Consider the following 12,737-nt stretch of genomic DNA (forward strand, 5'->3'; position numbering starts at 1 on the left):
CGGCGGATTCCAAGGTCCCCTTCGGAAAGTTTTCTCCTTCCTTCCCCGGGCAGATCATCGACGGGACTGAAGACTCAGCGAAGGGTGTTGCCCCGTCCGTCATCTTCAGGGGCTGATTGTCTCTTTCGTCAAGTGCGGTGGGAGGTATTGTCGCAGCCACTACATAATTGCAATACTTTTACGTGCTGACGGTTTCTCTTGATGATTCTAATGATGTATTTAGAGAGAAATAAATATTAGAAGAAATACTATGAAATGACTTTATGAGAAGCGGCTTAACGCGAAACCTCTTAGAACAAAACGACTTAAACGAAATGACTCAAACCGAACCACTTAGAACAAAACTGCTTAAACGAAATGACTCAAACCGAACCACTTAGAGCAATACGACTTAAACGAAATGACTCAAACCGAACCACTTAGAGCAAAACGGCTTAAATAAAATATCTTTAATCGAAACATTTAGAGCAAAACGGCTCAATCGAAATATATCAAACCAAAACAACATAGAATGAAACAGCATAAGCCAAAACAATCCCCTAAATCCCATACCAAACAGGAGGCATTCTCCAGCCCCTCAAAACAACGTAGTGGCCGCGACAATACCTCCCCTTTTGAAGAAACAGAACAATTCAGCGGCCGCAGGCCGGGTTACGGGATGGCGAAAAAACTTCGCGTCTTCAGTCCCGGACATAACCTTCCCGTGGGAAATCCGGGAGAAAAAAATTCCGCAGGGAACCTGGGAGTTCATCAGTACTTGCCGAGGTCTTTTCGAGGCTAGTACTGTTATGTACTCCAAAGAGCGCAAGCGTTTCCCGCAGGAACTTTTTCTGCCCGGATTCCCCACCCGCGACAACCTACAAACCGGGACTGAAGACTCACAACCTCCCTCTCACCATCCCGAACCCCGACCGTCCCGGCGGCGTTCTCATTCCTCAATCCCCTCCCCCTTTTCTAAACTCACTAACCTCCCGAATCAACATCTTCATATTCTCAATCATCGAGTCAAATGCCCCGTATTTATAGAAGTTTATAAACACAAGCCCAATCGGCACCGCCAGGATCATTCCGGCTATTCCGCTCAGCTTGAATCCCATATACAGGAGGAAGAGCGTAAGAAGCGGCGGCAGTCCCATGGAGTCTCCGACTATCTTCGGCTGGATAATCTGGCGGACTACCTGGGTTGTGATGTAAATCAGAATCAGGCCCACGGCATAAGGGTACTCCGCAGAAAACAGCTTCACAACAGCCCAGGGGATCAGGACGGTTCCCGTTCCGAAGATCGGAAGGAAGTCCAAAATGGCGATAAAAATCGCCAGCAGCAGACTATATTTGACTCCCAGTATCAAAAGCCCGGCCGCGAGGATGGCGGCCACCACGAACATGATTCGAAACTGCGCCAGGAAGTAGCCGCCGATCAGGCCTCTGGCGTCTTTTTTCAGATAGTCCGCATAGCGGAATACAAACGGCGGAAGCACCGCTCTCAGGACGCGGAGAATCTTCTCACGCTCCGCCAGAAACAGGTAGGATGCCAGAATCATGATAACCGTATTTACCATGACATTTGGAATCCTTTTCGCCACATTTCCCGCAATCTCCACCGTTGGGGCGGCGGCTTTGGAAAACAGTGCGCCGATGGTTCCTCCCAGGTTGTTGGAGATTTCCAGGAGTGGTTTCTGGAGACTGTCCGGCAGATAGGTGAGCAGCTTCTGGCTGTTCTGAATCGCATTCGATATTTCACTGAGCGCGTTGTCATAGAGCATCGGCAGATCTCCGACAAAGCCGGCTAACTCCGAGTAAATCCAGGTAATGGCCAGATAGAGAAGACCGATTACCAGGACAAGCACGCCCACGATGATTACCATGGAACCATGGCGCCGCACCAGCTTTAAGTGACGTTCCAGAAACCTCACCAGCGGATTGGCAATCATTGCGATAATCCAGCCGATTACAAAGGGCATAAAGAAGCTCAGCAGCTTTGGTCCCAGAAAGCATACAAGGCAAAGTCCTGCCAGAGGAATTACAATATTTAAAATCATCCTGAGATATTTTTTTACATCCTCCAACGCACAACACCTCCCGAAGCCGGCATTCTCCGGCTTAAATTAAATGGTAATGCTCCGCGATCTTTTTAAATGCCGCCATGGAGCGTTCAATTCTTTCATAAGCAACACAGTAGGCGATTCTCACATAGCCCGGGCAGGCAAAAGAGCTTCCCGGAACCACAAGCACATTAAACTGCTTCGCCGTCTCACAGAATTCTTTTTCATCCTCCACCGGTGATTTCACAAAGAGGTAAAAGGCCCCCTCCGGTTTGATGCATTCAAATCCGTATTCCTTCAGCCCGTTGTACAACAGGTTTCTGTTCCTGTCGTAGGCAGCCACATCCACCTCTGCATCCACGCAGCGTTTGATGACTCTCTGCATCAGGGAAGGCGCATTGACGCAGCCCAGGACCCGGTTGGCTATCGTAGCGGCCTGAATCACGTTCTTACTGTCCTCCATCTCGTCCGGGATGACCAGATAGCCGATACGCTCTCCCGGCAGGGACAGGGATTTGCTGTAGGAGTAGCAGACCACGGTATTGTGGTAATAGTTTGTCACCCAGGGTACCACGGCTCCGTCATAAGCCAGCTCCCTGTACGGTTCATCCGAGATCAGGACGATGGAAATTCCCAGCTCCTTCTCCTTCTTTTCCAGTACCGAGGCAATGTTTTTAAGCGTTTCATCGGAATAAATCACGCCGGTGGGATTGTTGGGGGTATTGATAATAACGGCTTTCGTCCTGCCGTTAATCATTTCCTCAAGTTTCTTTAAATCAGGCTGGAAATCGGCCGTATTCGGGGGAACCACCACCAGCTCTCCGTCGTAGTTGCGCACATAGGAGCCGTACTCCACAAAATACGGGGCAAATGTGATGACCTGGTCGCCGGGATCCAGGACGGTCTTTAAAATCACGTTAAGACCGCTGGCCGCCCCCACCGTCATCAGGATATTCGCCACTCCAAACGACGTGTGAAACCGTCTGTTCAGGGAATCCGCTATCGTCCCGCGGACGTCTTCATATCCGGCGTTTGACATGTAACCGTGGATAAAAAGAGAATCTTCCTCTTTTATTATATCCGCAATTGCCTGATTTACTTCGGCGGGCGCCGGTACACTGGGATTTCCCAGGCTGAAATCAAATACATTTTCGGCTCCGTGGATGGCGGCAAGTTTTTTTCCTTCTTCAAACATCATTCTGATTGCAGAGTTGTTCTGCATAAGCGGTATCATTTTCTTTGAAATCATCTCTCATATCCCCTTTGCTTCGTGGTAATCAGATAGTTCCCCAGCGCCTGGACGTCGCAAATGCGATCGCCCCCGTGGCCGCCAGATAAAACCAGGTTGTCGGGTTGCTGTACCAGGTGGTGAAAAAAGACAGCATCATGTAAATTGCGATCTGGGAATAGAACAGATACGTAATCGGATTGCGCACCTTTTTCATCTTCTGCATCAAATAGAAAGCCAGTCCCCCGAGAATGCAGGAAAGACCGAGCACTCCAATGATTCCGAAATCATAGTAGGCGTCATAAAATATGGTCAGGGTGGTCAGTTCCTCCCGGTTGACAAAATATGGGAAATTCGTCAGCGCGGGGAATTTGAATTTAAGCCCGGTTAAAGTCCACAGCGGAGCCAGCATCTTGAGGCCCCAGGAATGACTGCCGAGTCCCTCCACCAGACAGTTGAAATTGTCATAGTTGTTTGCCACATACATATAGGGCTGGGTAATAAAAATCGGCATACTTTCATTCTTCATCTCAAAGACCGCATTCAGATAGGACACGTCATGGCTCCTCGCGACGGTCAGCAGCAGGTAGAGCGGCACCAGGGCCGCCGTTGCAAAGACCGCATAGAGAAGGTTCAGCCTTCCGTCCATCTGTATGTAGGTAAGAACGGCCAGAATCACCGCGAATATCAGCTGGAACCTGGAAACGCAGAGGATCGGAACGGCCAGGGACAGCAGGCCCATCACCGCCATCATGATGCTTTTTATCCTGTCCCTTCCCCTGTTAATACAAAAGTATATTACGCATATGGACGGCACCAGAACACAAGATACGGTAAAATAGTGGATTCCCGTCAGATGAAAGGCCGAATAGGCATGCGGCACTCCCCTGACAAACAGCGGCACAAAGCCCAAAGCCGCCGCCTCGATCAGGAAACATCCGAAGGAGACAATCGTCAGGCCGCAGGCGCAGAAGAAAACGGACTGCTCGTAATTGCCGAACCCGTTGTACCGCAGCGGACTCACCCGATCCACTCCCAGGTAATGCTCCAGGAACAGGAATGTGCAGTAAAATCCGGCAAATGCCGCCAGAAAACAGAGCCAGGTCATAGGGGACCAGCTTGCCCCCAGTCTGCTCAGCTTCAAACAAGCCAGACCCTGCCCTCCCACCCAGGAGAGTGCAAAAAGCCCCCGCAGATTCAGCATATTTTCTGTTTTTCTGTAATCCTCCATATAGAGATACACGGCTGCCCCTATCAGTCCGGCCCCGGACAGATAGGGATGGCCGCTTAATGAAAACAGCCATGCGGCCGCATAACACAATAGGTAAACTGTCATAATTTCATCCTTTACGGTATTTCTGTATTTTTGTAAGGCATCAGCAACGAAAAGCACGCTTCGCGATCTTTTCACTGCCGCTCAATGCCAAATGCCGCATAATCATAATTTGTAATGATACAATTATAATTATGCGGCACCTCTTCTCCTCAGTCAGATAAATGTCGCGGTTCACAACTCTGCCATAAACGGCTGTATTGCAAACAGCAGCATATCAGTTCATTCACGGTCGGAAAAAAGGCGGTATCCCGTGTTTCGGCCACTTTCTCAACCCCTGACAAATTCTTTCATTAACCGTTCAATCTCGGCCGCCGTCACAAGGCTCATGGCCTTATCAGCAACCGCTTTCAGCTCTTCCACGCTGTATTCTGTAATATATTTTCTCGCCTTCAGAATGGCCGATGCGCTCATACTGAATTCGTTAAGCCCAAAGGCCAGAAGCAGTGGAATCATCAGCGGATCGCTGGCAGCCTCACCGCACATTCCCACCATGATGCCCTCGTTTCGTCCGCACTCGATAATGTGGCGGATGCTCCGCAGGACAGCCGGGTTGAACGTGGAATAAAGGTAAGATACCTTATCGTTGCCGCGGTCTACCGACATCGTATACTGTGTCAGGTCATTGGTACCGATACTGAAGAAATCAACTTCTTTGGCAAACACATCCGCCATCAGGGATGCTGCCGCCGTCTCGACCATGATTCCGACCTGAATCTCTTTGTTATAGGCAATTCCTTTTTCATCCAGTTCTTTCATGATGTCGGTTACAAGCGCTCTTGCCTCCCTGTATTCTTCAATGCAGGTAACCATAGGCACCATAATCTTGATATTGCCGAAGGCGCTGGCTCTTAAGAGGGCGCGAAGCTGAGGGCGGTAGATGTCGTCTTTTCTGTCAAGGCAGAAACGGATTGCCCTGTAGCCCAGGAACGGATTCTCATCCTTTTTAAGACCCATGTAAGGGATTTCTTTATCGCCGCCGATATCCAGGGTCCTGATAATCACTGGTTTGCCCTTCATGGCCACGGCTGCCTTCTTATACGCCTCAAACTGCTCTTCCTCGGTCGGCATCTCATTCCGGTCCATAAACAGGAATTCCGTTCTGAAAAGGCCGATGCCTTCGCCGTCATAGGCAAGAACCCGGTCCACATCCTCCGGTTTTCCAATGTTGGCCGCCACTTCCACCGTCACGCCGTCCTTCGTGGTGCTGGGCATGCCGATATACTTCTTAAGCTCCTCTTTTTCCTGTAAATAAACACTTCTCTTCTGTTCGTACTCCGCACGCAGGGAACTGTCGGGATTCACAAAAATCTCCCCCGTCTCGCCGTCCAGGATCAGTTCGTCTCCGTCCTTCACCTCGCTGAGGATTCCCGCTGCCGCCACAACGGCCGGAATTTCCAGCGCTCTGGACAGGATAGCCGAGTGGGAGGTGCGTCCTCCGAGCTCCGTAACAATACCGGTCACATTGGCAGGATTGATTCCTGCGGTCACGGACGGGGTAAGGTCCTGCGCCATCAGGATTGTCCCGGCCGGAAGGAGGGATACGTCCACCGACTGGACTCCCAGAAGCAGCTTCTGCATTCTTGTCTTAATGTCTCTCATATCCGCAGCTCTCTGCTGCATCAGTTCATCATCCATGGAAGCAAACATATCCGCATACATATTGCAGACTGTCTCCACCGCAAATTCGCTGCAGACCTTGTCGTTCTCAATCTGGTTCTCGATTTCGCCCGTCAGCATCGGATCCTGTAAAAGCATTAAATGACCGTTTAAAATCTCAGCTTCTTTTTCACCGATTCTGGATGCCATGTCCTCTGCCAGGACGCTCACATCCGCGATGCTCTGTTCTACCGCCTTTTTAAAACGTAATTTCTCTGCTTCTGCATCTTCTATCACGGTATTCTCGATCACAAGCTGCTCTTCTTTCAGAATGACAGCCCTGCCAATGCCGATACCGGCCGATGCGCCTGTTCCTCTTGCCATTGTGGTTCCTCCTCTTTCCGGATTATTTTACTCGCCGAGGCCATCGTTCACGATCTTTAACATCGCGGACAATGCTTCCTCCTCGTCTTTACCGTCACAGATAAATTCAATTTCATCCCCGCATTTGATGCAGGCGCCCAGAACGCTCAGCACGCTCTTGGCATTGGATACTGAATTTCTGAAACTGAACATAATGGAGCAGTCAAACTTTCCAGCTTCATTACAGAAAATCCCGGCCGGCCTCAGATGGAGGCCGATTGGGTTCCTAATTTTTATTTTTGCCTTAACCATGACAAAATAACCCCTCTTTACTGTTCTTCCGACTTACTTTCAGCAGGTTTTGTTTCAGCCGCGCTGCTTTCTGCTGATTTTGTCTCATTTGATTTTGTTTCATTTGGTTTCGATTCGCCCGCTTTTGTCTCGGCCGCAGTTCCTGAAACCTCATCGGCCGGCGACTTCTCGGCAATCGTGATTGACATTTCAGGATAAGCAATTACTTCAAACGCATCATCCAACTGAAGCGCTGCCCTGACATTGTGGGTTCCCACTCCCAGCCCCGTCACATCGGCATGAATGTTCATCTTTACCGTGGAAAGGCTGTCCAGATCCTCTTTGAGTCCGCGCACTTTAATCTCCGCTTTCTCATCGTCAAATGTGTAGGAGTAGCCGTCCGACTTACCGTTCATCGGTATGTCCTTCGTATCTACCGTAAACGTCTTCTCTCTCAGAGGCTCTACTTTGAGCGTTACTTTAATCACCGTATCACTCATACCGGCTATCGTGACATTCGGCTCCAGGAAATCTTTCAAATCGATCTCGCAGATCTTGTCCGTCGTGGCGCCGTCGATATTGAGAAGCGGATCCTGAACCGTAATCGTGCTCATACCCGCCAGATCCGACTTAAGTCCTGCCACTTCCACATTCTTGACGCTTGTCTCAACGCCTGTGTACTTATATCCCTGGGCAACTTCACCCGTGACTACAAAGTCGAGCGGTACCGTCTTGGTCTTAAGAACCTGCATCGTATAGCTGATGTCTCCGCCCAGTACCTTCACGCTGTCACCAAGCTGTTCCATCAGGCTGTTTCCGTTGGCATCAAAGAATACAGGAGTTTCCGTTCCGGAAATATCACTGCTGACGCCGTCAATATTAAACTCAATTCCGACTCCGTTGATCTGTCCAATCAGTGAAACCGGTCCCTTAATGCTCACATGATCCGGAGACATCGTGATCTCACCCGGCTGGTATCCGTCGGCCAGATTGCCGTACGGCAGCGCTTTTAACGGGAAATCCTTGGTCTGCAGCGCTTCCGTCTGTATCTTGATAACCTCCGGCGATTTTACCGTCGGCGTCGTCTCAAACAGTTCATTGTTGTTCACAACCTCAACCTTGATCGGGATCGCCCCCGTCACGTCATACATCTCGGCAAGATCCGCATATGCCCTGAAATCACTGGTCTTTATCTTATACTTATCCTTGGTTCTGATGCGGTAGGTAATAACCGCCGTCTTCTTTCCTACTATGTCGTAGGTCAGATCCGCTTTTTCCAGAACCTGTTCGTTAATCGGTTCCACCGGAACCTCTTTTGTATCTGTAGTCACCGGATTGGCCACATTCACAACAGCCAGCCATACAAAAAATGCACAGAGCAGGGAAATCAGCTTCAGTCCGGAATTTTTAGTCAGCTTTTCTTTCATTCTTCCGCCTTCCCTTCCAAATCTTAAATCTGCCCGCACTCGTCTCGTCATGTTTTACCAGGGTTGACAAAAGGCTTCTCAGCTCGTCTCCGCTTGCAACTCTGCGTAGCTGGCCTCCCGATGCCACCGACACGCGTCCCGTCTCCTCGGAGACAACGATTGTCACGCTGTCCGTAGCTTCACTGACCCCGACGGCAGCCCTGTGTCTTGTTCCCAGGTCTTTGCTGATTGCCATGTTGTCCGACAGGGGCAGATAACACGTTGCGGCCGTAACACGGTTTCCCCGGATAACGACGGCACCGTCGTGCAGGGGTGTATTGTGTTCGAATATGTTAATCAGAAGCTGGCTTGTTACGATGCCGTCCACTTCGATTCCGGTTCTCTCGATCTCCCCCAGGGAAGTCGCTTTCTCGATTACCATCAGGGCGCCTGTCTTCACTTTGCCCATCTCAAAGCTGGCTCTCACCAGTTCATTGATTGTCTTCTCGGTAAAACTTTCATTCTTCTTCACGTCATCCGCCGTAAACAGGTTGGTCAGTACATTCTTGCTGCCAAGCTGCTCCAAAGCTTTACGAAGCTCCGGCTGGAAAATAATCAGGATAGCCGTCACCGCGATATAAGAAGTCTTTTCCAGCAGCCACAGGATCGTATCAAGTTCCAATATGGCGGCCACAAGGACGAACGCAAATATAAAGAGAATCCCTTTCAGCAGAGTCCATGCTCTTGTATTCTTAATCCATACCAGCATCTCATATACAACTATCGTAATAATTGCAATTTCTATGAAGTTTTTGAAAGTAATCTCCGGCACAAATGCTATCCAGGAATACAGTTCCTTAATAATATCGGCCATGCGCTCACCTCCTCTTATCTTTTTAATCTATTTTTTATTTTTGTCTCGGCGTTCTCCGCGTGTTAATCTTCTGCACCTTTACATCGGGTTTTGTCACCGCGATCTTCGGAACCGCCTTCACATAGTAATAATAATCATCATCCTCAAACTGAACAAACTCTGTCCTGCTATAGTCTACGGCAAATACGAAAAAGTGATACACGCCCGCGACCGCAGACGACAATAAAATCGCAATAATAAGGCCCGGCACCGATACCGACACGCCGAACTTAAAGTCACCGATAAAAATTACAACTAACTGGATAATGGAACCGGCCGTGATCGCGGCCCCCCAGGAATAGTTAATTGAAAGATTTTTAACAACGTGCACCACCAGGACGCCCAGGCATCCCGCCGCAATCATGACAAGCATGGTCTGGTTGCCTATCAGGCTTTTCACCACCTGGGCAAAGACCTGGGTCATCTCGACCTGTTCGCTTCCCGCCAGGAAGCTGCTGTTCTGCTTCACATACATGATTACGTAATAAACGAAAATCCCGCAGCTCATCGGTATCACCGACACCAGGCTGCCGGCCAGTCCCACTAAGAGCGGAACGGCAAACGGTATCTTGAAAAAGAACAGGATCGGCGTCACTAAAAGAAGGATGCTGTCTCCCGGCTGAAACCCGTAATAGAGCAGGACCACGATAAACAGGAAAATGCATGTGATCACCGCCACCTCCAGGGACGCGGCATACAGCTGTATTAAAAGAAAACCGCCGGCCAGAAACGCGATGGTCCCGTACGGCAGGCAGGTGGCTACAAGTCCCATGGCCACCGGTACCAGGGAGCCCGATATCTTAGGCATAAAACCGGCATTCCTGTTTATCAGAAATATAGCGGTAAACGCTACAATAAACTTCAGTACTGGGATTACAAATGCGCTGTTTTTTCCGTAAAATGCTTTGAGCCTCTCTTTAAAAACCAGAAGTCCCTTCATACGCGTCTGCCCTCCCTCGCAAGTTCCCTGGAGCGGCTGTGGTAGTCATAGCGCTTGTCCAGATGTTTTAATTTCGCAATATAAATACGGTTCATTCTCGCCTGATAATCGTATCTCCTGCTATAAACGGCACAGATTAGCGCCATATACAGAACAAGCCCCACAAGGTAAAATGCTCCTCCCTTCCAGGCAAGGCCTGTAAGAGCATCGATACCTATGGTGCTCAGGAAAACATCCATATTAAATAAAACCCATATGGCCAGAATCATCATACAGCATAGAGTGTAGCTTATAAATCCGCGTATCATGTTCCGGCTGATATAATCACCTTTGAAGTAGCTGGTAACGGATGTCATCCGGCCGCCGTTCTTTTTTTCGAAAACGGCCAGGTCGGTCATCAGCCTGATCTTCTCTTCATTGAGCATAAGTTCACTCCCCATTTACCATAAACGTATCAATTTATTATAGCATAAGTTCAGGTAAATGGCGAGCGTCTTAAATAATTTTCATAAAATTGTAAATATAATGAAAATTAGCTTCTATTCGTACCGCAGTGCGTCAATGGGGTCGGATTTCGCCGCTTTCGACGCGGGATAGAGGCCGAAAAAGATTCCGACAACGGCCGAGAACGTCACGGCCACCAGGATCACTCCCGGTTTGACGATGGTCGGCACGCCGATTACGGCTCCAACCAGGGTGACGAGGCCGCCGCCCAGAAGAATTCCAATCAGTCCTCCGCAGGCCGAGAGAATTGCAGATTCCGTAAGGAACTGGATCAGAACGTCCCTGGTTCTTGCTCCCAGCGCTTTTCGGATACCGATCTCCCTGGTTCTCTCCGTCACGGATACCAGCATGATATTCATGATTCCGATACCGCCTACAATCAGGGAAATTGCGGCAATGCCGCCCACCGCCATGGAAAGTCCCGCCATCATGGAGTCTACCTGCCCCATCTGGCTGATGGCCGTCTCCATGTAGAATTCCGACTTTTCACGGCCCTTTGTCTTTGCCACATAGGTCAGAAGATCATCGTAAAAGGTATTCAGCTCCGCCTCATTCATCGTCGTATCCGCAAAGAAATGGCAGTAATAGAAATAATCATTGGGCCAGGTTAAGAGAGTCCACGGTATGTATGCGCTCCCCTTATCACTCGGAGTGCTCATCATCAGTTTCTGGAAGGCGCTCTGCTTCTTTTCGTAGACGCCCACCACCGTAAATTCCTGGACATTTCCATAGAGCTGGGTTCTGAAGGTCCGCCCCACGGCGTTATCCGTGCCGAACAGCATTTTGGCGCTGCCCACTTCCAGGACCGCATTGTTTCTTCTTGCCTTGACATCGCCCTCATTTAAGTATCTTCCATACAGAATGTCCACGGGCTGCACATCGTTGTAATTATAGTCGATTCCATCAAAGTTAAACTTAATCTTATTGCGTCCGGCAATGGCGTCGGCCGAGGTGGACATGGCGCTGTCTATGTAGCTGATTTTATCGCCAAAGACCGATTTGATGCGGCTTAATTCATCCATTGTAAAGTAATCGCTCTGTCTTGTATCATCAACCCAGTAACCGATTCCCAGATATGCCTGGGTGATACCAATATCCTGGTAGAGGCTTGAGAACATTCCTCTCATCGTATCGCCGATGGATACAATCGAGATAACGGAACCGATACCGATGATAATGCCGAGCATGGTCAGGAAGGACCTCATCTTGTTGGCCCTGAGGGCTGAAAAAGCCATGAACATATTTTCTAACAGCATGGCGCCACCTCCCTCTCCGGATCCTCTCTCTTCTTATTTCTCACATCGCTTACGATTTCGCCGTCACGGAAGCGGATGATCCGCTCCGTAAAAGCCGCTATATCCTCCTCATGGGTAACCACAACCACCGTGGCTCCCTCTTTGTGAAGCTGGGAAAAGAGTTCCATAATCTCAACCGACGAGGCCGTATCCAGGTTGCCGGTCGGCTCATCCGCCAGGATCAGAGGCGGTTCGTTGGCCAGCGCTCTGGCGATTGCCACCCTCTGACGCTGTCCGCCCGACATCTCATTGGGCATGTGCTCCGTTCTCTCACCGAGGCCGACGCGTCCGAGCAGCTCCACGGCGCGTTCATGCCGGAGTTTTTTCGGCAGATGCGCATAGGTCATCGGAAGTTCCACATTCTTTTCCGCCGATGTCCTGGAAATCAGGTTGAAGGACTGGAATACGAATCCGATCTTCTGGTTCCTGATTCTGGAAAGCTGATCCTGGTTCAGAGCGGCAATGTCGATTCCGTCCAGGTAGTAATGTCCCATCACCGGTCTATCAAGACAGCCGATAATGTTCATCAGCGTAGATTTTCCCGAACCGGACTGACCCATGATTGCCACAAATTCGCCTTTCTTAATGGTCAGGTTAATATTCTTAAGGCCGATTACCTTGACCGCGCCCGTATCATACACCTTGCAGAGATTGACAATTTTAATCAACTCATCCGTATCGACTTCCGGCAGCTCCGCTTTCCGGTCCAGCCTTTTTCTGACTTTGCTCCGGAGTTCTTCTCTGTCAAACATGGTCTGCGCCTCCCTCATTCTGTTCCGTCCCCGACCGCGCCGTTTCAACCGGAACGTTTCTCATTCCAACT

Annotated in this window: 11 protein-coding genes; all 11 read right to left on the bottom strand. The window is 49.7% G+C overall.

Annotation, left to right across the window (positions count from 1 at the left end; genetic code table 11):
• Positions 1 to 935: 935 nt before the first annotated feature.
• Complete coding sequence (gene ytvI / locus QZT18_RS16100) at positions 936 to 2,066, bottom strand: sporulation integral membrane protein YtvI (RefSeq protein ID WP_294149288.1); 1,131 nt, start codon at positions 2,064 to 2,066, stop codon at positions 936 to 938.
• A gap of 34 nt (positions 2,067 to 2,100) precedes the next feature.
• Positions 2,101 to 3,291 carry a pyridoxal phosphate-dependent aminotransferase gene (locus QZT18_RS16105; RefSeq protein ID WP_294149290.1) on the bottom strand — a complete coding sequence of 397 codons (1,191 nt, stop codon included), beginning with the start codon at positions 3,289 to 3,291 and terminating at the stop codon, positions 2,101 to 2,103.
• 28 nt (positions 3,292 to 3,319) lie between these two features.
• On the bottom strand, positions 3,320 to 4,606 hold the full coding sequence (locus tag QZT18_RS16110; protein WP_294149291.1) for an O-antigen polymerase: 1,287 nt from the start codon (positions 4,604 to 4,606) through the stop codon (positions 3,320 to 3,322).
• A 267-nt stretch (positions 4,607 to 4,873) separates the two neighbouring features.
• Positions 4,874 to 6,586, bottom strand: coding sequence for a phosphoenolpyruvate--protein phosphotransferase (gene ptsP / locus QZT18_RS16115; RefSeq protein ID WP_294149293.1), 1,713 nt, complete (start codon positions 6,584 to 6,586; stop codon positions 4,874 to 4,876).
• A gap of 27 nt (positions 6,587 to 6,613) precedes the next feature.
• Entirely contained in the window at positions 6,614 to 6,877 is a 264-nt protein-coding gene (locus QZT18_RS16120; protein WP_125142291.1) for an HPr family phosphocarrier protein, read from the bottom strand.
• Between the two features lie 17 nt (positions 6,878 to 6,894).
• Complete coding sequence (locus QZT18_RS16125; protein ID WP_294149295.1) at positions 6,895 to 8,283, bottom strand: YbbR-like domain-containing protein; 1,389 nt, start codon at positions 8,281 to 8,283, stop codon at positions 6,895 to 6,897.
• The gene (gene cdaA, locus QZT18_RS16130) at positions 8,264 to 9,136 is read right to left on the bottom strand and encodes a diadenylate cyclase CdaA (protein WP_294149299.1); all 873 of its coding nucleotides are present in this window, start codon (positions 9,134 to 9,136) and stop codon (positions 8,264 to 8,266) included. Before cdaA ends, QZT18_RS16125 begins: the two co-directional genes overlap by 20 nt.
• A gap of 34 nt (positions 9,137 to 9,170) precedes the next feature.
• A complete protein-coding gene (locus QZT18_RS16135; RefSeq protein ID WP_294149301.1) occupies positions 9,171 to 10,115 on the bottom strand; it encodes an ABC transporter permease in 945 nt (314 codons plus the stop codon).
• Complete coding sequence (locus QZT18_RS16140) at positions 10,112 to 10,540, bottom strand: hypothetical protein (RefSeq protein ID WP_294149303.1); 429 nt, start codon at positions 10,538 to 10,540, stop codon at positions 10,112 to 10,114. The genes QZT18_RS16135 and QZT18_RS16140 overlap by 4 nt, the downstream gene beginning before the upstream one ends.
• 114 nt (positions 10,541 to 10,654) lie before the next feature.
• Positions 10,655 to 11,875, bottom strand: coding sequence for an ABC transporter permease (locus QZT18_RS16145; RefSeq protein ID WP_294149306.1), 1,221 nt, complete (start codon positions 11,873 to 11,875; stop codon positions 10,655 to 10,657).
• Positions 11,866 to 12,666 (bottom strand): ABC transporter ATP-binding protein, encoded by an 801-nt coding sequence (locus QZT18_RS16150; protein WP_294149309.1) that lies wholly within the window; start codon positions 12,664 to 12,666, stop codon positions 11,866 to 11,868. The genes QZT18_RS16145 and QZT18_RS16150 overlap by 10 nt, the downstream gene beginning before the upstream one ends.
• Between the last annotated feature and the right edge of the window lie 71 nt (positions 12,667 to 12,737).

Source organism: uncultured Clostridium sp. (genome assembly GCF_900547735.1).
Classification (GTDB): domain Bacteria; phylum Bacillota; class Clostridia; order Lachnospirales; family Lachnospiraceae; genus Otoolea.

Excerpts from the sequence above, each read along its gene's own strand:
- cdaA (WP_294149299.1), bottom strand. The coding sequence starts at position 9,136 with ATGGCCGATATTATTAAGGAACTGTATTCCTGGATAGCATTTGTGCCG.
- QZT18_RS16105 (WP_294149290.1), bottom strand. The coding sequence starts at position 3,291 with ATGATTTCAAAGAAAATGATACCGCTTATGCAGAACAACTCTGCAATC.
- QZT18_RS16125 (WP_294149295.1), bottom strand. The coding sequence starts at position 8,283 with ATGAAAGAAAAGCTGACTAAAAATTCCGGACTGAAGCTGATTTCCCTG.
- QZT18_RS16110 (WP_294149291.1), bottom strand. The coding sequence starts at position 4,606 with ATGACAGTTTACCTATTGTGTTATGCGGCCGCATGGCTGTTTTCATTA.
- QZT18_RS16140 (WP_294149303.1), bottom strand. The coding sequence starts at position 10,540 with ATGCTCAATGAAGAGAAGATCAGGCTGATGACCGACCTGGCCGTTTTC.
- QZT18_RS16135 (WP_294149301.1), bottom strand. The coding sequence starts at position 10,115 with ATGAAGGGACTTCTGGTTTTTAAAGAGAGGCTCAAAGCATTTTACGGA.
- QZT18_RS16150 (WP_294149309.1), bottom strand. The coding sequence starts at position 12,666 with ATGTTTGACAGAGAAGAACTCCGGAGCAAAGTCAGAAAAAGGCTGGAC.
- ptsP (WP_294149293.1), bottom strand. The coding sequence starts at position 6,586 with ATGGCAAGAGGAACAGGCGCATCGGCCGGTATCGGCATTGGCAGGGCT.
- QZT18_RS16145 (WP_294149306.1), bottom strand. The coding sequence starts at position 11,875 with ATGCTGTTAGAAAATATGTTCATGGCTTTTTCAGCCCTCAGGGCCAAC.
- QZT18_RS16120 (WP_125142291.1), bottom strand. The coding sequence starts at position 6,877 with ATGGTTAAGGCAAAAATAAAAATTAGGAACCCAATCGGCCTCCATCTG.